This window comes from Streptomyces zinciresistens K42 (assembly GCF_000225525.1).
Lineage (GTDB): Bacteria > Actinomycetota > Actinomycetes > Streptomycetales > Streptomycetaceae > Streptomyces > Streptomyces zinciresistens.
This window is the reverse complement of sequence record NZ_AGBF01000022.1, coordinates 1-17,606: the sequence shown is the minus strand read 5'-3', so window position 1 is coordinate 17,606 and position 17,606 is coordinate 1. Positions and strand designations below refer to the sequence as shown.

Annotated in this window: 20 protein-coding genes; 13 read left to right on the top strand and 7 right to left on the bottom strand. The window is 74.6% G+C overall.

Annotated features, from left to right (window positions below):
* Window position 1 precedes the first annotated feature (1 nt).
* Both SZN_RS10195 and hisF read left to right on the top strand, forming a co-directional pair.
* Complete coding sequence (locus tag SZN_RS10195; RefSeq protein ID WP_007493943.1) at window positions 2–415, top strand: RidA family protein; 414 nt, start codon at window positions 2–4, stop codon at window positions 413–415.
* Window positions 412–1,167: an imidazole glycerol phosphate synthase subunit HisF gene (gene hisF, locus SZN_RS10190; protein WP_007493941.1), complete on the top strand. Its 756-nt coding sequence runs from the start codon at window positions 412–414 to the stop codon at window positions 1,165–1,167. The genes SZN_RS10195 and hisF overlap by 4 nt, the downstream gene beginning before the upstream one ends.
* Window positions 1,168–1,198: 31 nt before the next feature.
* On the opposite strand, the gene SZN_RS10185 is transcribed toward hisF, so the two are convergent.
* Window positions 1,199–1,834: a TIGR03085 family metal-binding protein gene (locus SZN_RS10185; protein ID WP_007493939.1), complete on the bottom strand. Its 636-nt coding sequence runs from the start codon at window positions 1,832–1,834 to the stop codon at window positions 1,199–1,201.
* Window positions 1,835–1,929: 95 nt separating this feature from the next.
* Between SZN_RS10185 and hisI the strand changes: the two genes are divergently transcribed.
* The 11 genes from hisI (at window position 1,930) to lgt (ending at window position 10,906) form a co-directional block, all read left to right on the top strand.
* Window positions 1,930–2,337, top strand: coding sequence for a phosphoribosyl-AMP cyclohydrolase (gene hisI, locus SZN_RS10180; protein ID WP_007493938.1), 408 nt, complete (start codon window positions 1,930–1,932; stop codon window positions 2,335–2,337).
* Between the two features lie 11 nt (window positions 2,338–2,348).
* The gene (locus tag SZN_RS10175) at window positions 2,349–3,842 is read left to right on the top strand and encodes an anthranilate synthase component I (RefSeq protein ID WP_007493937.1); all 1,494 of its coding nucleotides are present in this window, start codon (window positions 2,349–2,351) and stop codon (window positions 3,840–3,842) included.
* 70 nt (window positions 3,843–3,912) lie between these two features.
* Window positions 3,913–4,554 carry a TIGR02234 family membrane protein gene (locus SZN_RS10170; protein ID WP_007493936.1) on the top strand — a complete coding sequence of 214 codons (642 nt, stop codon included), beginning with the start codon at window positions 3,913–3,915 and terminating at the stop codon, window positions 4,552–4,554.
* Between the two features lie 218 nt (window positions 4,555–4,772).
* Window positions 4,773–5,024, top strand: coding sequence for an HGxxPAAW family protein (locus SZN_RS10165; RefSeq protein WP_007493935.1), 252 nt, complete (start codon window positions 4,773–4,775; stop codon window positions 5,022–5,024).
* Between the two features lie 80 nt (window positions 5,025–5,104).
* Window positions 5,105–5,551, top strand: a complete 447-nt coding sequence (locus SZN_RS10160) for a DUF2752 domain-containing protein (RefSeq protein ID WP_043729682.1) — start codon at window positions 5,105–5,107, stop codon at window positions 5,549–5,551.
* A gap of 134 nt (window positions 5,552–5,685) precedes the next feature.
* Window positions 5,686–6,495: an indole-3-glycerol phosphate synthase TrpC gene (trpC, locus tag SZN_RS10155; RefSeq protein WP_043729669.1), complete on the top strand. Its 810-nt coding sequence runs from the start codon at window positions 5,686–5,688 to the stop codon at window positions 6,493–6,495.
* Between the two features lie 21 nt (window positions 6,496–6,516).
* The gene (trpM, locus tag SZN_RS38430) at window positions 6,517–6,732 is read left to right on the top strand and encodes a tryptophan biosynthesis modulator TrpM (protein WP_078508519.1); all 216 of its coding nucleotides are present in this window, start codon (window positions 6,517–6,519) and stop codon (window positions 6,730–6,732) included.
* 59 nt (window positions 6,733–6,791) lie between these two features.
* Window positions 6,792–8,078 carry a tryptophan synthase subunit beta gene (gene trpB / locus SZN_RS10150; RefSeq protein WP_007493931.1) on the top strand — a complete coding sequence of 429 codons (1,287 nt, stop codon included), beginning with the start codon at window positions 6,792–6,794 and terminating at the stop codon, window positions 8,076–8,078.
* Window positions 8,075–8,893, top strand: a complete 819-nt coding sequence (trpA, locus tag SZN_RS10145) for a tryptophan synthase subunit alpha (protein WP_007493929.1) — start codon at window positions 8,075–8,077, stop codon at window positions 8,891–8,893. Before trpB ends, trpA begins: the two co-directional genes overlap by 4 nt.
* A 129-nt stretch (window positions 8,894–9,022) precedes the next feature.
* Window positions 9,023–9,796, top strand: coding sequence for a DsbA family protein (locus SZN_RS10140; protein ID WP_007493927.1), 774 nt, complete (start codon window positions 9,023–9,025; stop codon window positions 9,794–9,796).
* A gap of 99 nt (window positions 9,797–9,895) precedes the next feature.
* A complete protein-coding gene (gene lgt / locus SZN_RS10135; RefSeq protein ID WP_007493925.1) occupies window positions 9,896–10,906 on the top strand; it encodes a prolipoprotein diacylglyceryl transferase in 1,011 nt (336 codons plus the stop codon).
* 65 nt (window positions 10,907–10,971) lie between these two features.
* Here lgt and SZN_RS10130 read toward each other — a convergent pair whose 3' ends face one another.
* The 6 genes from SZN_RS10130 to SZN_RS10105 are packed head-to-tail and all read right to left on the bottom strand — an operon-like array spanning window position 10,972 to window position 17,562.
* Window positions 10,972–11,823 (bottom strand): HpcH/HpaI aldolase/citrate lyase family protein, encoded by an 852-nt coding sequence (locus SZN_RS10130; RefSeq protein WP_007493923.1) that lies wholly within the window; start codon window positions 11,821–11,823, stop codon window positions 10,972–10,974.
* Window positions 11,820–13,028 carry a CaiB/BaiF CoA transferase family protein gene (locus tag SZN_RS10125; protein ID WP_007493921.1) on the bottom strand — a complete coding sequence of 403 codons (1,209 nt, stop codon included), beginning with the start codon at window positions 13,026–13,028 and terminating at the stop codon, window positions 11,820–11,822. The genes SZN_RS10130 and SZN_RS10125 overlap by 4 nt, the downstream gene beginning before the upstream one ends.
* Entirely contained in the window at window positions 13,025–13,918 is an 894-nt protein-coding gene (gene rbsK / locus SZN_RS10120; protein ID WP_007493919.1) for a ribokinase, read from the bottom strand. The genes SZN_RS10125 and rbsK overlap by 4 nt, the downstream gene beginning before the upstream one ends.
* A complete protein-coding gene (locus tag SZN_RS10115) occupies window positions 13,915–15,297 on the bottom strand; it encodes an ADP-ribosylglycohydrolase family protein (protein ID WP_007493917.1) in 1,383 nt (460 codons plus the stop codon). The genes rbsK and SZN_RS10115 overlap by 4 nt, the downstream gene beginning before the upstream one ends.
* Complete coding sequence (locus tag SZN_RS10110; protein ID WP_007493916.1) at window positions 15,285–16,460, bottom strand: ADP-ribosylglycohydrolase family protein; 1,176 nt, start codon at window positions 16,458–16,460, stop codon at window positions 15,285–15,287. Before SZN_RS10110 ends, SZN_RS10115 begins: the two co-directional genes overlap by 13 nt.
* 7 nt (window positions 16,461–16,467) lie before the next feature.
* Window positions 16,468–17,562, bottom strand: a complete 1,095-nt coding sequence (locus SZN_RS10105) for an ADP-ribosylglycohydrolase family protein (RefSeq protein ID WP_063741744.1) — start codon at window positions 17,560–17,562, stop codon at window positions 16,468–16,470.
* Window positions 17,563–17,606 lie beyond the last annotated feature (44 nt).

Below are 17,606 nucleotides of genomic sequence, written 5' to 3'. Positions count from 1 at the left end.
CATGACGTCCGAGGGCGTACGGCGCGCGCGGAGCGGCAGCCCCCGGGAGGACGCGTTCGGGTTCGCGCGCGCCGTCGCCGCGGGCGACCGCGTCCTGGTCGGCGGGACGACCTCCTTCCGGGGCGAGGTGCTCCACGGCGAGGGCGATCCGTACGAGCAGGCACGGGTGGCCTTCGCCAACGCGCTCGCCGCCATCGGTGAGTTCGGACTCGGCGCCGAGTCCGTGATCCGCACCCGGATGTACCTCGTCCACGCACGGGACGTGGAGGCCGTCGGCCGGGCCCACAAGGAGCTCTTCGACGGCGTGCGCCCCGTCTCGACGCTGCTCGTCGTGGAGGGCTTCGCGGACTCGCGCATCCTGGTCGAAGTGGAAATGGAAGCATGCAGAAGCACGTTGGAGGAGCCGCTCCCATGACCCTGGCGGTCCGAGTCATCCCCTGCCTGGACGTGGACGGCGGCCGGGTCGTCAAGGGCGTCAACTTCCAGAACCTGCGCGACGCGGGCGACCCCGTCGAGATGGCCAAGGTGTACGACGCCGAGGGCGCCGACGAACTGACCTTCCTCGACATCACCGCCTCCTCGGGCGACCGCGAGACCACCTACGACGTGGTGCGCCGCACCGCCGAGCAGGTGTTCATCCCGCTGACGGTCGGCGGCGGCGTCCGTACCGCCGAGGACGTCGACAAGCTGCTGCGCGCGGGCGCGGACAAGGTGGGCGTCAACACCGCCGCCATCGCCCGCCCCGAACTGATCCGCGAGATCGCCGAGCGGTTCGGCCGGCAGGTGCTGGTGCTGTCGGTCGACGCCCGGCGCACCCCCGGGGGCACCTTCGAGGTCACCACCCACGGCGGCCGCCGCGGCACCGGCATCGACGCCGTCGAGTGGGCCCACCGGGCCGCCGAGCTGGGCGCGGGCGAGATCCTGCTCAACTCGATGGACGCGGACGGCACCAAGGACGGCTACGACCTGGAGATGATCCGGGCCGTGCGCGCGCACGTGACGATCCCGGTGATCGCCTCCGGCGGCGCCGGCGGACTCACCGACTTCCCGCCGGCCGTCGACGCGGGCGCGGACGCGGTCCTCGCGGCCTCCGTCTTCCACTTCGGCGACCTGCGCATCAGCGAGGTCAAGGAAACCCTCCGCGCGACGGGCCACCCCGTGCGCTGACCGCGGGGCGGGCGCGTCCGCGCGCCCGCTCTCAGATCCCCAGCTGCCGTGTCGTGTGCAGCTTGGCGATCGCGTTCTCGTCGCCCTCCAGGACGACCTTGGCCGCGTCCTGCCGGCCGTAGGTGAACAGCAGCAGTTCCGAGGGGTCGCCGGTGACGGTGACGACGGGGGCGCCGCGGTGGGCGACCACCGTCTGGCCGTCGGGGCGGCGCAGCACCACGCCGGTGGGCGAGCCCCGGCCCATCAGCCGCGCCGCGCGCTCCAGACGCGACCACAGGGCGTCCTGGAAGACCGGGTCGAGCTCGCGCGGCGACCAGTCCGGCCGGGCCCGGCGGACGTCCTCGGTGTGGACGTAGAACTCGATCGTGTTCGACGCCTCGTCCACCTGCTTGAGCTGGAACGGCGAGAAGCGCGGCGGGCCGGTGCGGATGAGCTGGATCAGCTCCTCGTACGGCTTCGCCGCGAACTCCTCCATCGCCCGGTCCAGGCGGGAGGCCAGCGGTTTGACCAGCATGCCCGCGGCCGCGTCGGGCCGCCGCTCGCGCACCACCACGTGCGCGGCGAGATCACGGGTCGTCCAGCCCTCGCAGAGGGTGGGGGCCTCGGGCCCCTCCGCCTCCAAGAGGTCGGCCAGGAGAAGTCGTTCACGCTTCGCGAAGGTCGACATGCCGCCAGCCTACGACCGCGTGCCGGGTCCGCCCACCCGCCACCCCCGTCCACCCGTCGGACACCGGTCCGTCACTGTCAGTGGCAGGCGGCACAATGGCGGGCATGAGCACCAGCACGCCCCGTCAGCCCAGCCGGCTGGACCCCGCCGTCGCCGCACGCCTCAAGCGCGGCGCGGACGGCCTCCTGCCCGCCGTCGCCCAGCAGTACGACACCGGAGAGGTGCTGATGCTCGGCTGGATGGACGACGAGGCGCTGCACCGCACCCTCACCACCGGCCGCTGCACCTACTGGTCGCGCAGCCGCCAGGAGTACTGGGTCAAGGGCGACACCTCCGGCCACGTCCAGTGGGTGAAGTCCGTCGCCCTGGACTGCGACGCGGACACCCTGCTCGTGAAGGTGGACCAGGTGGGCGCCGCCTGCCACACCGGAGCGCGGACCTGCTTCGACGCCGACGTGCTGCTGGACGCCGCCGGTTCCGGCGCGGCGCCCGCGGATCAGTAGGGTCAGCCGCCATGGACCTCGAGACGTTCCGCAAGCTGGCCACCGACCGCCGCGTCATCCCGGTCACCCGCAAGCTCCTCGCCGACGGCGACACCCCGGTCGCCCTCTACCGCAAGCTCGCCGCCGAGCGCCCCGGCACCTTCCTGCTGGAGTCCGCGGAGAACGGCCGCTCCTGGTCCCGGTACTCCTTCGTGGGCGTCCGGTCCGCGGCCACCCTCACCGAGCACGCCGGACAGGCCCACTGGCTCGGCACCGCGCCCGTCGGCGTGCCCCGGCACGGCGACCCGCTGGCCGCGCTGCGCGCCACCGTGGAGGCCCTGCACACCCCGCGCGACCTCACCCACGACCTGAACCTGCCGCCCTTCACCGGCGGCATGGTCGGCTACCTCGGCTACGACATCGTGCGCCGCCTGGAGAGGATCGGCCCCGGCGAGCGCGACGACCTTCGGCTGCCCGAGCTGACCATGCTGCTCACCAGCGACCTCGCCGTCATGGACCACTGGGAGGGCTCCGTCTGGCTGATCGCCAACGCGATCAACCACAACGACCTCGACACCGGCGTCGACGAGGCCCACGCCGACGCGGTCGCCCGCCTCGACGCCATGGAGGCGGACCTCGCGCGCCCCGTCGCCCAGCCCCCGGCCGTCCTGCCCCCCTCCGAGCTGCCCGAGTACACCGCGCTGTGGGGCGGCGAGGACTTCCAGGAGGCCGTTCAGGACATCAAGGAGCGCATCCGCGCGGGCGAGGCGTTCCAGGTCGTGCCCTCCCAGCGGTTCGAGACACCGTGCACGGCGAGCGCGCTCGACGTCTACCGCGTCCTGCGGGCCACCAACCCCTCGCCGTACATGTACCTGTTCCGCTTCGACGGCTTCGACGTCGTCGGCTCCTCACCCGAGGCGCTGGTCAAGGTCGAGGACGGCCGGGCCATGGTGCACCCCATCGCCGGCACCCGCTGGCGCGGGGCGACCCCGCAGGAGGACCAGGCCCTCGCCGACGAACTGCTCGCCGACCCCAAGGAGCGCGCCGAGCACCTCATGCTCGTCGACCTCGGCCGCAACGACCTCGGACGGGTCTGCGAACCCGGCTCGGTCGAGGTCGTCGACTTCATGTCCGTCGAGCGCTACTCCCACGTGATGCACATCGTCTCGACCGTGACCGGCCGCGTCGCGCCCGGCCGCACCGCCTTCGATGTCCTGACGGCGTGCTTCCCGGCGGGCACCCTCTCGGGCGCGCCCAAGCCCCGCGCGATGCAGATCATCGACGAACTGGAGCCCTCCAGAAGGGGGTTGTACGGCGGCTGCGTCGGCTACCTCGACTTCGCGGGCGACTCCGACACGGCCATCGCCATCCGCACGGCCCTGCTGCGCGGCGGCACGGCGTACGTCCAGGCGGGCGCCGGCGTCGTCGCCGACTCCGACCCCGTCGCGGAGGACACCGAGTGCCGCAACAAGGCGGCGGCGGTGCTGCGCGCGGTGCACACCGCCAACCGGCTCGGCCGGCCGTGACCGCCCGGTGACCCGCGTGGCCCGTCTCACGTGAACCCCGGGTGACCGATCGTCGCGGGTCCGGGCGATAGTGGAGTACGTGACTGCCGTACCTCACCCCCGTTCCGAAGCCCCGGCCGCCGTCCGGGCGGGCCGACTGAGCCTCGCCGTCGCCCTGCTGTGCGGGGCCCTCGGCTCGGCCGTGGCGCTGCTGTCCACCCGCCAGCTCTGGTCGCAGGGCACGACCGCGGTGGGCGGCGGCGCCTTCCCGCTCACCGCCAAGGGCAGCGACGTCACGGGTGTCCCCGCGGCCCTGGCCGTAGTGGGACTCGCCGCGCTCGTCGCCGTCTTCGCCGTGCGCCGGGCCGGCCGCCTCCTGGTGGCCGGGCTGCTCGCGCTCTCCGGGGCGGGCACCGTCGCCGCCGCCCTCACCGGCGTCTCCGACAGCGCGGCCCTCGACGAGAAGGCCGCCGAGGCGTCCGGCGACACCTCCGCCACCGTCCAGGCCCTCACCCACACCGCGTGGCCGTACGTCGCGGCCGTCGGCGGTGCCCTGATCCTGCTCGCGGGACTGCTGGCGCTGCGCTACGGACGGCAGTGGCCGGGCATGGGCGGACGCTACGAGCGCGGCGGCGCCCCCCGCTCCCGCGCCGCCTCCCGGGCGCCCGACCCCGACCGCCCCGAGGAGCTCTGGAAGGCCCTCGACCGCGGCGAGGACCCGACCGGAGCCTAGGGCGGGTTTCGAAAGTCCCGCCCGCCCTGCGGGCGGACGACGCTCCTTTCGAAACCCGCCCCAGCACCGCGCCGCCCTCCGCCCGCGGCGGCCCTCGCCGGGGTCCCGGCCGGGTGTGCGGCGACCCCCGAGCACGGCGCCGGTGGGCGTGCGGGACAATGGCAGCGAGCGACGGGCTCACCCACGTACGACACGTACACGGCAACGAGGAGCAAGCAATGGCGGGCAGCAGCCACGGTCACACCCCGGCCGCCTGGACCGGTGTTTCGATCGCCTTCATCGGTTTCTGCGTCTCGGGCGTCTTCATGGTGATGGCCGTGCCGGCGGGCTTCTGGGCGGGCATGGCCATCGTCGTCCTCGGCGGCGTCGTCGGCCGGCTCATGAGTTCGATGGGCATGGGCCAGACCAAGGACGCCCACCTGGAGTCGCTCAGGGAGCAGGCGGCCCAGGCGGCGGCTGCCAGGAGCTGACCGGAGCCAGTCTCCGCCGAGGGGCGACCGGGCACCGTACGGCGTGCCCGGGGGCGCCCCTCTCGCGTGAGCGGGGCACAATGCGTGATGTGAACGCCGATACCCAGCGGGTGACCCGGACCGGCGCGCGCTCCCTGCCGGCACGGCTGGCCGTTCCGGTGGGCGTGCTCGCCGCCGTCGCGGCCGCCTTCGCCTACGTGGGCGCCGTCGACCCCAACGAACCCGGCCACTACCCGCCCTGCCCGCTCCTGCGGTTGACCGGCGTCTTCTGCCCCGGCTGCGGCGGACTGCGCAGCGCCCACGCCCTGGTCGGGGGCGACCTCCCGGCGGCCCTCCAGGCGAACGCCCTCGCCGTCGCCGGGTTCGCCGTCCTCGCCGTGCTGTGGACCGTCTGGGTGGTCCGCGCCGTGCGCGGGCGGCCGCCGCGCCTCGACCTCTCACCGGCGCGGATGTGGGCGCTCGGCACGTTGACGCTGGTCTTCACCCTTGTCCGGAACCTGCCGTTCGGTGGCTGGCTGCATCCTTGATCACCGGCGGACGTCCAGGTAGTGGGACCGCCGTCAACCGGATGCGGGGCCCGCGCCCCGCTCCGGATACCATCGCAGTGACCACCGGTTTCGTACCGCTTTCACAGCCGACCGTCTGAAAGGGGGCCGCTCGCGTGAGTGTGCTCGACGAGATCATCGACGGAGTCCGTGCCGACCTCGCGGAGCGGCAGGCGCGCGTCAGCCTCGACGAGCTCAAGGAGCGCGCGGCGAAGGCCCCCGCCGCCAAGGACGGCGTCGCCGCGCTCAAGGGCGACGGCGTCAAGGTCATCTGCGAGGTCAAGCGCTCCAGCCCCTCCAAGGGCGCGCTGGCCGCGATCGCCGACCCCGCCGCGCTCGCCGCCGACTACGAGGCGGGCGGCGCGGCCGTCATCTCCGTCCTCACCGAGCAGCGCCGCTTCGGCGGCTCGCTGGCCGACCTGGAGGCCGTCCGCGCGCGTGTGGACATCCCGGTCCTGCGCAAGGACTTCATCGTCACCTCGTACCAGCTGTGGGAGGCCCGCGCGTACGGCGCCGACCTCGCGCTGCTGATCGTCGCGGCCCTCGAACAGCCCGCGCTGGAGTCCCTGATCGAGCGCGCCGAGTCCATCGGCCTCACCCCGCTGGTCGAGGTGCACGACGAGGACGAGGTCGAGCGCGCGGTGGACGCGGGCGCGCGGATCATCGGCGTCAACGCCCGCAACCTGAAGACCCTTGAGGTGGACCGGGGCACCTTCGAGCGGATCGCGCCGGAGATCCCCGACACCCTCGTCAAGGTGGCCGAGTCGGGCGTGCGCGGCCCCCACGACCTCATCGCCTACGCCAACGCCGGGGCCGACGCCGTCCTGGTCGGCGAGTCGCTGGTCACCGGCAAGGACCCGAAGGCCGCGGTCTCCGACCTGGTGGCGGCCGGCGAGCACCCCGCGCTGCGGCACGGCCGCGGCTGATCACCCGATAGAGTCGCCCCGATGACGCCCACGACGACGACCACGGACAGGTACGCCCGCCTCGCGCGCGGCTGCCGCCCCCGTGGCTGCCGCGCGCCCGCACGCCGGGTGCACGGCCGTCGCGTGCGCTACGTCATCGGGGACGAACCCGGGCAGGTCAACGGCCGCCGATGGCAGCGCGCCCCCAGGGGCGCGGGGAGCCGCCCGAGCGACCGCACACGGACCGCGGTCGTGTGATCACCCCCCGCCCCACGGCGAACAGTGTCTCTTCTCCGCACTCACCGTGAGGTATCCGCATGCCCAGCGAGTTCTTCATCCCCGACCCGGAGGGCCGGGTCCCCGACGCCGAGGGCTACTTCGGCGCGTTCGGCGGCACCTTCATCCCGGAGGCGCTCGTCGCCGCCGTGGACGAGGTGGCCGTCGAGTACGACAAGGCCAAGCACGACCCCGAGTTCGCCCGCGAGCTCGACGGCCTGCTGGTCCACTACACCGGCCGCCCCAGCTCCCTCACCGAGGTGCCGCGGTTCGCCGGACACGCCGGCGGCGCCCGGATCTTCCTGAAGCGGGAAGACCTCAACCACACCGGCTCCCACAAGATCAACAACGTGCTCGGCCAGGCCCTGCTCACCCAGCGGATGGGCAAGACCCGGGTGATCGCCGAGACCGGCGCCGGCCAGCACGGCGTCGCCACCGCCACCGCCTGCGCGCTGTTCGGCCTCGACTGCACGATCTACATGGGCGAGATCGACACCGAGCGCCAGGCCCTGAACGTGGCCCGTATGCGCATGCTCGGCGCCGAGGTCGTCGCCGTGAAGTCCGGCAGCCGCACCCTCAAGGACGCCATCAACGAGGCGTTCCGCGACTGGGTCGCCAACGTCGACCGCACCCACTACCTCTTCGGCACGGTCGCCGGCCCGCACCCCTTCCCGGCCATGGTCCGCGACTTCCACCGCGTCATCGGCGTCGAGGCCCGCCGCCAGCTCCTGGAGCGCACCGGCCGCCTCCCCGACGCGGCGGTCGCCTGCGTCGGCGGCGGCTCCAACGCCATCGGCCTCTTCCACGCCTTCATCCCCGACGCGGACGTCCGCCTCATCGGCTGCGAGCCCGCCGGGCACGGCATCGGCTCCGGTGAGCACGCGGCCACCCTGACCGCGGGCGAACCCGGCATCCTGCACGGCTCGCGCTCCTACGTCCTCCAGGACGACGAGGGCCAGATCACCGAGCCGTACTCGATCTCGGCCGGCCTGGACTACCCCGGCATCGGCCCCGAGCACTCCTACCTCAAGGACAGCGGCCGCGGCGAGTACCGCGCGGTGACCGACGACGCGGCCATGCGGGCACTGCGCCTGCTGTCGCGCACCGAGGGCATCATCCCGGCGATCGAGAGCGCCCACGCGCTCGCCGGCGCCCTGGAGGTCGGCAGGGAGCTGGGCGAGGACGGCCTGATCGTCGTCAACCTGTCCGGCCGCGGCGACAAGGACATGGACACCGCCGCACGCTACTTCGGCCTGTACGACACCGACGCCGAGGTCGCGGCCGACGCGGACACCGACGCCGCCGAGATCGAGGGGGACGCCAAGTGAGCGGCACCATCCAGCTGTTGAGCGACACCCTCGCCGCCGCGAAGGCCGAGGGGCGCGCGGCGCTCATCGCCTACCTCCCGGCCGGGTTCCCGACCGTGGACGGCGGCATCGCGGCGGTCAGGGCCGCCCTCGACGGCGGCGCCGACGTCGTGGAGGTCGGGCTGCCGCACAGCGACCCCGTCCTGGACGGCCCCGTCATCCAGACCGCCGACGACATCGCCCTGCGCGGCGGTGTCCGGATCGCCGACGTCCTGCGCACGGTCCGCGAGGCGTACGAGGCCACCGGCAAGCCGATCCTCGTGATGACGTACTGGAACCCCGTCGACCGCTACGGCGTCGAGCGCTTCACCGCGGAGCTCGCGCAGGCGGGCGGCGCCGGATGCATCCTGCCCGACCTGCCGGTCCAGGAGTCGGCCCTGTGGCGGGAGCACGCCGACAAGCACGGGCTCGCGACGGTCTTCGTCGTGGCGCCCAGCAGCAGGGAAGAACGGCTCGCGAAGATCACCGCGGCGGGCAGCGGCTTCGTCTACGCGGCCTCCCTGATGGGGGTCACCGGCACCCGCGCGTCTGTCGGCGCCCAGGCGCAGGACCTGGTGGAGCGCACCCGCGCCACCGGCAGCCCGCTGCCCGTCTGCGTCGGGCTCGGCGTCTCCGACGCCGCCCAGGCGGCCGAGGTCGCCGGCTTCGCCGACGGCGTCATCGTCGGTTCGGCCTTCGTCAAGCGGATGCTGGACGCGCCCGACGAGGCGGCGGGCGTCGAGGCGGTCCGCGCGCTCGCGGGCGAGCTGGCCGAGGGCGTGCGCCGCCGGGCGTAGCAGCCGCCGGGCGTAGCAGCCGCCGGGCGGAGGAACTGTCCGACAAAGGGTCTTTCGTACGAGTCGCTCGAACGGGTGGACCTGGGACCGGGGAGGCGCGGTGCGCCTCCCCGGTTCGTTCCTGCGGGTGTGAGCGAAAAGAATCGTGACGGGAAGCGGACCGCCCGCGAGCGGCTGGCGGTCGAGCGGGAGAAGCAGAAGGCCGCCGACAAGCGGCGCCGTGCGCTGATCGTGGGCGCCAGCGTCGTCTGCGTACTGGGCCTCGCGGCGGTGATCGGCGTCGTGGCGGCCAACGCGGGCAAGGACGGCGGCAGCGACGCCGGTCCGGTCGTCGGCCCCTCGGGCGCCCAGGGCAAGGACGGCCTCGCGATCCCGGTGGGCAAGGAGAGTGCCAAGTCGACGCTCACGGTCTGGGAGGACTTCCGCTGCCCGGCCTGCCGGGCCTATGAGGACGCGTACCGCTCGACGGTCAAGGAGCTGACCGACGCCGGCAAGCTCAAGGTCGAGTACCACCTTGCGACGATCATCGACGGCAACATGGGCGGCAACGGCTCGCACAACGCGGCCAACGCCGCCGCCTGCGCCCAGGACGTCGGGAAGTTCCCGCAGTACCACGAGGTGCTCTACCGCAACCAGCCCCCGGAGACCGACGACGCCTTCGCCGAGAACAGCACGCTGCTGAAGCTGGCGGGCAAGGTCCAGGGCCTCGACACGCCCGCCTTCCGGCGGTGCGTGGAGAAGGGCACCCACAGCGGCTGGGTCAAGAAGTCCGCCGAGGCGTTCCAGAAGGGCGGCTTCAGCGGCACCCCCACCGTCCTGCTGAACGGCAAGAACATCTACCAGGACCAGACGATGACGCCCGCCAAGCTCAAGCAGATGGTGGAGCAGGCCGCCGCCGGCTGAGCCGGGGCCGCGGGGCCCGCGCCGGGCACCGCCCGTTATGGACCCGTAGCCGGGCTGCCCGCCACCGGTGCGGCCCGGCAGGGTAGCGTCGTCCTTGCCATGGAACTTGCCTACATCCCCAGCCCGTCGCGCGGAGTGATCTACCTCGGTCCCATTCCGCTGCGCGGCTACGCCTTCTGCATCATCCTCGGTGTCTTCGTAGCCGTCTGGCTCGGCAACAAACGCTGGATCGCCCGGGGCGGGCGGGCCGGCACGGTGGCCGACATCGCGGTCTGGGCCGTGCCGTTCGGCCTGGTCGGCGGACGCCTCTACCACGTGATCACCGACTACCAGCTCTACTTCGGCGAAGGCCGGAACTGGGTCGACGCCTTCAAGATCTGGGAAGGCGGACTCGGTATCTGGGGCGCGATCGCGCTGGGCGCGGTGGGTGCCTGGATCGGCTGCCGCCGACGCGGTATCCCGCTGCCCGCCTACGCCGACGCCATCGCCCCCGGTATCGCCATCGCCCAGGCGCTGGGCCGCTGGGGCAACTGGTTCAACCAGGAGCTGTACGGCCGTCCCACGGATCTGCCGTGGGCGCTGGAGATCACGTCCTCGACGGACGGGCGGGTGCCGGGCACCTACCACCCGACCTTCCTGTACGAGTCCCTGTGGAGCATCGGCGTCGCCGTGCTGGTGATCTGGGCGGACCGCCGCTTCCGGCTCGGCCACGGGCGCGCGTTCGCGCTGTACGTCGCCGCCTACTGCGTGGGCCGGTTCTGGGTCGAGTACCTGCGGGTGGACGAGGCCAAGCAGATCCTCGGGCTGCGCCTGAACAACTGGACCGCGCTGGTCGTCTTCGTGCTCGCGGTCGTCTACATCGTGCTCTCCTCGAAGAAGCGGCCGGGCCGGGAGGCCGTGGTCGAGCCGGGCGCCTCCGACGACGACGGCTCCGCGGCCGCGGACACCGCGAAGGACGACGCCGGGACCGAGGACGCCGCCACGGATCAGGCGGACACGGCCACGGACACGGCGACCGGTGACGGGAAGCACGGCGACGGCGACGACGTGTCGCGCGAAGGACCCGGCGAGGCCAAGGACGAGGCGGGGTCGACGGCCAAGAAGGCGTGAGACCGACCGTACGCACGGAGGGCGCCCGGAGTGATCCGGGCGCCCTTCGCGTTGCCGCGGCCGGGTCAGGTGCGGCGGACCAGGGTGAGGGTGCGCTGCGCGGCGGCGACCACGGCCGCGTCGATGAACGTGCCGTCCTGGAGCGCCTGCGCGCCCTGCTGGGCGGTGGCCGCCTTGACGACGGTCTCCGCCTGTTCCAGCTCCGCCTCCGTGGGCAGATAGGCCCGTTCGATCACGGGGAGCTGACGGGGGTGGATGGCCGCCCGGCCCAGGAAGCCCAGGGTGCGGCCCCGGGCGCAGGACGCCGCGAGCCCCTCCAGGTCCCGGATGTCCGGGTGGATCGACTGCGCGGGCGGCGACAGCCCCGCCGCCCGCGCGGCCACCACGACGCGGGAGCGGCACCAGTCGAGGCCCGCGTCCTCGCGTACGCCGAGGTCGGCCCGCAGATCGGACTCGCCGAGCGAGATGCCGCGCAGGGACGGGTGGGCGGCGGCGATCGCGTGCGCCCGTTCGATGCCGAGGGCCGACTCCAGCAGGGCGTGCAGCGGGGTGGTGCCCGGGGCCGACGCCGGGGTGGTCTCGGCGAGGTGGACGATCTGCTCGGGCGCGGTCACCTTCGGCAGCCGCAGGGCGGCCAGGCCGGGCAGGGCCGCCAGCACCGTCACGTCCCGCTCGGCGCGCGGGGTGCCCAGCGGATTCACCCGGACGTGGACGGGCACCGGATGACCGGCCTCGCAGAGCAGGTCGGCCGTGGCCGCCCGCGCGTAGTCCTTGCGGTCCGGGGCCACCGCGTCCTCCAGGTCGACGATGACGACGTCGGCACCCGAGGTCAGGGCGCGGGCCACCACGCGCGGCCGGTCGCCGGGGGCGTACAGCCAGGTCAGCGGGTAGGGGGCGGTGCCCGCCGGGTCCGTCACAGGGCGCCCTCCGCCCGCAGGTCCGCCAGCTCGGCCGCCGTCATGCCGAGCTCGCCGAGGATCTCGTCGGTGTCGGCGCCGTGCGGGCGGCCGGCCCAGCGGACGGCGCCGGGCGTGGCGGACAGCCGGAACAGGACGTTCTGCATGCGCAGCGGCCCGAGTTCGGGGTCCTCGACGGTGGTGATCGTGTCCAGGGCCGCGTACTGCGGGTCGGTCATCACCTCCCGTACGTCCTGGATCGGGGCGATGGCCGCCTCCGCCTTCTCGAAGGCGGCGAGGACGTCCGCGCGGGTGTGGCGGGCGATCCAGTCGCCGACCGCCCGGTCCAGGACGTCGGCGTGGCGGGCCCGGTCGGCGCCCGTCGCGAACCACGGCTCCTCGATCAGTTCGGGGCGCCCCACCAGGTGCATCACCCGCTCGGCGATCGACTGCGCGGAGGTGGAGACGGCTACCCAGGTGCCGTCCGCGGTGCGGTAGGTGTTGCGCGGGGCGTTGTTCGCGGAGCGGTTGCCGGTGCGCTCCTGGACATAGCCGAGCTGGTCGTACCAGGTCGGCTGGGGGCCGAGGGCCAGCAGCATCGGCTCGATGAGGGCCATGTCGACGACCTGGCCCTCGCCGGTGCGCTCACGGGCGGCCAGCGCGGTCATCACGGCGTACGCGGTCGCCAGGCCCGCGATGGAGTCGGCCAGGCCGAACGGCGGCAGCGTCGGGGGCGCGTCCGGTTCGCCGGTGAGCGCCGCGAAGCCGCTCATCGCCTCGGCGAGGGTGCCGAAGCCGGGCCGGCGGGCGTAGGGGCCGAACTGCCCGAAGCCGGTGACGCGGGTGAGGATCAGCCGGGGGTTGACGGCGGACAGCTCCTGCCAGCCGAGGTCCCACTTCTCCAGGGTGCCGGGGCGGAAGTTCTCCACGACGACGTCCGCGGTCGCGGCCAGCCGCAGCAGGGTGGTGCGGCCGCCGGGCCGGGACAGGTTCAGGGTGAGGGTGCGCTTGTTGCGGCCCAGGACCTTCCACCACAGGCCCACCCCGTCCTTCGCGGGACCGTGGCCGCGGCAGGGGTCCGGCCGGTCGGGGTGCTCGACCTTGATGACCTCCGCGCCGAAGTCGCCGAGCATCGTGGCGCACAGCGGGCCCGCGAACAGGGTGGCGAGGTCCAGGACGCGCAGTCCGGTCAGGGGGGCGGGGGGCCGGGTGCCGGGGGCGCTCATGACGCGTACAGCTCGTCGATCTCGGGGCGGTACGGCATCGACACCGTGGCGCCCTCGCGCTGCACCGACAGCGCGGCCGCCGCGGCCGCCCACCGCAGGGCGTCCGGCATGGGGCGGCCCTCGCCGGAGGCGACCGCGAGGGCGCCGACGAAGGTGTCGCCCGCGCCCGTGGTGTCGACGGCGGTGACCTCGGGGGCGGGCACGGTCAGCGGCTCGGCGCCGCGGGCGGCGTAGAGGCAGCCCGCGGCGCCCAGGGTGACGACCACCTCCGGCACCCGGTCGAGCAGCGCGCCGGCCGCCTCGCGCGGGTCGGTGCGGCCGGTGAGGACGGCGGCCTCGTGCTCGTTGGGGACCAACAGGTCGACGGCGGCGAGGAGTTCGCCGGGAAGCGGCTGGGCGGGGGAGGGGGTGAGGACCGTGCGGACGCCGTGGCGGCGGGCGGCCCGCGCGCCGGCCAGCACCGCGGGGAGCGGGATCTCCAGCTGGAGCAGCAGGGTCGAGGCGGAGGCGATGACGCCCTCGTCGCCGGGGCTGAGGTGGTCGAGGGTGCCGTTGGCGCCGGGGACCACGACGATCGCGTTGCCGCCCTCGGCGTCGACGACGATGTGCGCGGTGCCGGAGGGGCCGTCGGCCGTGCGGAGGTCGTCGGTGTCCACGCCGCTGTGTTCGAGGGTGGAGCGCAGCCGGGTGCCGAAGGCGTCGTTGCCGACGGCGCCGATCATCGAGACGGTGCCGCCCGCGCGGGCCGCCGCGATGGCCTGGTTGGCGCCCTTGCCGCCGGGGATGGTGCGCAACTCCCGGCCCGGCACGGTCTCGCCGCGCTGCGGGGCCTTCTCCACATAGGTGACGAGGTCCATGTTCGTGCTGCCGAGCACGACGATGTCGGTCATGGGCGAGCGGCCTCCGAGGGGGTGGGGCGGTGGGTGAGCCGGGCCAGTTCGTCGAAGCCGGTGCCGTCGAAGGCGCCGACGGAGGTGCTGAGCCGGTTCTTGAGGGGGGCCGTCCAGCGGGCCGGGAGCGCGGCGGGCGAACCGGCGAGGAGGGCGGCGACGCCGCCGGCCGCGGCGCCGTTGGAGTCGGTGTCCCAGCCGCCCGACACGGCACGGCAGACGGATCCGGTGAAGTCGCCGTCGGCGTGGGTGAGGGCCGCGGCGATCAGCGCGGTGTTGGGGACGGCGTGGACCCAGTGGTGGGTGCCCGCGTGGGCGGCGTGCAGCCGGTCCACGACCGTGTCGAACTCGGCGTGCTCGCCCGCCAGCCGGATCGCGTCCCGGACCGCGCGGGCCAGCCGTGAGCGCGGCGGGACCACGGTGAGGCCGGTGCGCAGGCAGCGGTGGACGTCCCCGGGCCCGTCCGCGGTGGCCGCCGCGGCGACGACCGCCGCCGCGAACATCGCGGCGTAGACGCCGTTGGCGGTGTGGGTGAGGACCGCGTCGCGGTGCGCCTGTTCGGCCGCGGCGGCGGGGTCGCCGGGGTTGGTCCAGCCGTGCACGTCGGCGCGGATGAGGGCGCCGATCCACTCCCGGAAGGGGTTGCGGTGGCGGGCGGTGTCCGGGGGTTCGATGCCGAGGAGGAGGTTGCGCACGGCGATCCGCTCGGCGGTGAAGGTACGGCCGGGCGGCAGCTCGTCGAGCCAGAGGCGGGCCACGTCCGCGGTGCTGAAGCCGCGGCCGTGGCGCCGGACCAACAGGAGGTTGAGCAGCGGGTAGTTGAGGTCGTCGTCCTCGGGCATCCCGTCGATGTTCTCGGCGAGGGACGTGGCCGCCGAGCGCCGGTTCCAGGGGTGGGCCGCGAGCAGTTCCGCGGGGACGCCCCGGGCCGTGAAGTACGTGTTCAGGGGCCAGTTGCCGGTGGCCGCGGCGAGTGCGCGGATCGCGCCGAGGGGCAGCTTCTCCACCGGCTTGCCGAGCAGGCAGCCGACGGCGCGGCCCAGCCAGGCCGCCTCGAAGCGGTGCACGGCGGGCACGGTCCGGGACGCGGCCGGGGCGGGCCAGGCCGGGCAGGCGGCCCTGATCCGCGCGAGGCCGGTGGGCTCCAGGTCCGCCAACCCGCTGGGCAGGTCCGCCAGTTCGTCCAGCAGGTCCTCGGCCAGGGTCCGCAGGCAGCGGGACGCGGGCCGCGGTGAGGCGCCCGCCGCGAGGGGGGCCTCGCCGCCGCCCGCCGCCCGCCAGCGCTCCGCGACGCGGGCCGGCTCCCGGCCGTCCAGGGCCGCCTGGCGCAGTTCGTGGCCGAGGAGGTCCTCGGGCTGCACCCAGGTCAGCCGGAGCACGGCCGGCCCTCCAGCGCGGCGAACGCCGCCTCGTGCGCGCGGCGGCGGCGCACGTCACGGGAGTGGATCTCGCGGGCCACCCCGGTGAGGGTGCGCGCGGGCTCCCACAGGTCCAGCCGGCTGGCCTCGGCGACCGCCTTCGCCCAGTCCTCGGGGACCGGTGAGCCGAGCGCGCCCGCGAGCGCGCCCGCCATCGTGGCGATCGAGTCGCAGTCGCGGCCGTAGTTGACCGAGCCCAGGACGGCCTGCCGGACGTCGCCGCCCGCGACCAGCAACATGCCCAGGGCGACGGGGAGTTCCTCGACGGCGTGCAGCCGCGAGGGCCTGCGCGCGCCCAGCGAGGGCCGCCGGTAGTCGGGGCCGACCGTGTCGTAGGGGGCGACCGCCGCGCGCAGCGGGAGCAGCGCGGACTCGAAGTCCGTGTGCCCGCGGGCCGCCTCGCAGACCTTCTCGATCGCCGTGCGCGTGCCGTCCCGGGCCACGGCGAGACAGGCCGCCACGACCGAGTCAGGTGTCGCGCCGGGGGCGCACGCCGCCGCGACGGCCGCCGCGAACACGCCCGCCGCCTCCCGGCCGTACGAGGACTGATGGGCGCCCGCGACGTCCAGCGCCTCGGCGTACGCCGCCCCCGGATCGGCCGCGTTGACCAGGCCGACGGGGGCCATGTACATCGCGGCACCGCAGTTGACGATGTTGCCGACGCCGGCCTCCCGCGGGTCCGCGTGGCCGTAGTGGATTCTGGCCACCAGCCACTTCTCGGCGAGGAAGACGCGGTGCAGGGGCAGCGCCTCGGCCTCCAGCTCCGGGATCCAGCGGGGGTTCGTCATCAGGTCCGGGACCAGGTGGTCGGCGACGGCGTACGCGTCCAGGTGGTCGCGGACGGCCGCGTAGACGCGGATCAGCGCGTGGGTCATCAACGTGTCGTCGGTGACGTGGCCGTCGCCCTTGTGGTACGGCGCGAGGGGGCGGGCCGTGCGCCAGGCGTCGCCGTTCCAGGGGCCGACGACGCCGTGGACGCGGCCGCCGTGGCGCTCCAGGATCTGGTCGGGGGAGTAGCCCTCCACCGGCCCGCCGAGGGCGTCGCCGACCGCCGCGCCGACCAGGGCGCCGGTGATCCGCTCGTCGAGACGCGGCCCTCTGCCTTCTTCTGCGATGGGCGTCATGCCCGAATCATCCCTCCGGTCGGGCCGGTTGTACGGCTACCAGCAGTTCGGCGAGTTCCACCAGGTCGGTGCCCGTCAGCCGGGGGAGCGCGCAGCCGGAGAGGGTGCGGCACGCCGCGCGCCAGGCCGCGGGGATCGCCGCGCCGCCGCCGAGCGCGCCGGTCAGGGCCCCCGCCAGGGCCGGTGCCGAGTCGGCGACCCGCGACAGGCAGGCCGCCGCGGGCACCGCCTCGGCGATCCGGCCGTGCGAGGCGGCCACGAGGGCGAGGGCGACCGGGACGGTCTCGGCGGCGGCGACGCCGTAGCTGTAGACGTGGTCGACGATCTGGTGCTCCAGCAGGGGGACCAGGGCGAACGCGCTGTCGGCGCCGCGCGCGAGGGTGAGCGCGTGGCGGGCGTTGCGGCCGATCTCCGTGGCCTCGGGCAGTTCGGCGAGCGCGGCCGACACACACGCGGCGGCGTCCGCGCCGGCCAGCGCGAGGGCCAGGGCCGCGGCCATCGCCCGCGCACCGTGCACGCCGTCGCCGTCCTGGGTGTAGCGGGCGTCGAACTCGGCGAGGCCGGCCGCGGCGCGGGGGTCGCCCGGGTGGGCGACGGCCAGCACGCACGCCCGGACGCAGGCCGCGTCGTCGAAGTGGTGGGGGTTGTCGTGGCCGGTGGCCGGCGGGCGCAGACCGGTGGCGAGGTTGCCGAGTCCGGCGCGCACCGAGATCCGGGCGCGCAGGGGCAGTACGGCCGACTCGACCTCGGGCGCGCGGTCGGCGGCGGCGGCCACCTCGGCGGCCAGGGCGTTCCAGGTGAGGTCGATGGCGGCGCGGGTGCGGCGTTCCCGGCTGAGGTCGCCGAGGGCGGTGTCGTCGCCCGCCCGCAGCAGCGCCTCCGCTGTGAAGGCCGCCCATTCCGCGTCGTCGGAGGGGCCGAGGCGCAGCGGCTCCGGGGGCTGGTTGAGGGCGATGGGCACCGGGAGCGTGGTGGTGGCGTTCTGCTCGGCGAAGGTCTCCAGCTCGCGTGTGAGCCGGCGGGTCCAGTCGGGCATACGGGCGGCCCGGTGGCGGGCGGCCGGCCATCCGGCGGCGTCGCCCGCGGCCAGTCCGAGGAGCAGGCCGAGTACGCGCTGACCGCTGTCGGCCTCGCCGCGGACCGGCC

What these genes read in the sequence shown, in the direction of transcription:
- SZN_RS10195 (WP_007493943.1), top strand. Translation starts at nt 2, where the DNA reads ATGACGTCCGAGGGCGTACGGCGCGCGCGGAGCGGCAGCCCCCGGGAG.
- hisF (WP_007493941.1), top strand. Translation starts at nt 412, where the DNA reads ATGACCCTGGCGGTCCGAGTCATCCCCTGCCTGGACGTGGACGGCGGC.
- SZN_RS10185 (WP_007493939.1), bottom strand. Translation starts at nt 1,834, where the DNA reads ATGTCGACCTTCGCGAAGCGTGAACGACTTCTCCTGGCCGACCTCTTG.
- hisI (WP_007493938.1), top strand. Translation starts at nt 1,930, where the DNA reads ATGGCGGGCATGAGCACCAGCACGCCCCGTCAGCCCAGCCGGCTGGAC.
- SZN_RS10175 (WP_007493937.1), top strand. Translation starts at nt 2,349, where the DNA reads ATGGACCTCGAGACGTTCCGCAAGCTGGCCACCGACCGCCGCGTCATC.
- SZN_RS10165 (WP_007493935.1), top strand. Translation starts at nt 4,773, where the DNA reads ATGGCGGGCAGCAGCCACGGTCACACCCCGGCCGCCTGGACCGGTGTT.
- SZN_RS10160 (WP_043729682.1), top strand. Translation starts at nt 5,105, where the DNA reads ATGCGTGATGTGAACGCCGATACCCAGCGGGTGACCCGGACCGGCGCG.
- trpM (WP_078508519.1), top strand. Translation starts at nt 6,517, where the DNA reads ATGACGCCCACGACGACGACCACGGACAGGTACGCCCGCCTCGCGCGC.
- trpB (WP_007493931.1), top strand. Translation starts at nt 6,792, where the DNA reads ATGCCCAGCGAGTTCTTCATCCCCGACCCGGAGGGCCGGGTCCCCGAC.
- lgt (WP_007493925.1), top strand. Translation starts at nt 9,896, where the DNA reads ATGGAACTTGCCTACATCCCCAGCCCGTCGCGCGGAGTGATCTACCTC.
- SZN_RS10125 (WP_007493921.1), bottom strand. Translation starts at nt 13,028, where the DNA reads ATGAGCGCCCCCGGCACCCGGCCCCCCGCCCCCCTGACCGGACTGCGC.
- rbsK (WP_007493919.1), bottom strand. Translation starts at nt 13,918, where the DNA reads ATGACCGACATCGTCGTGCTCGGCAGCACGAACATGGACCTCGTCACC.
- SZN_RS10110 (WP_007493916.1), bottom strand. Translation starts at nt 16,460, where the DNA reads ATGACGCCCATCGCAGAAGAAGGCAGAGGGCCGCGTCTCGACGAGCGG.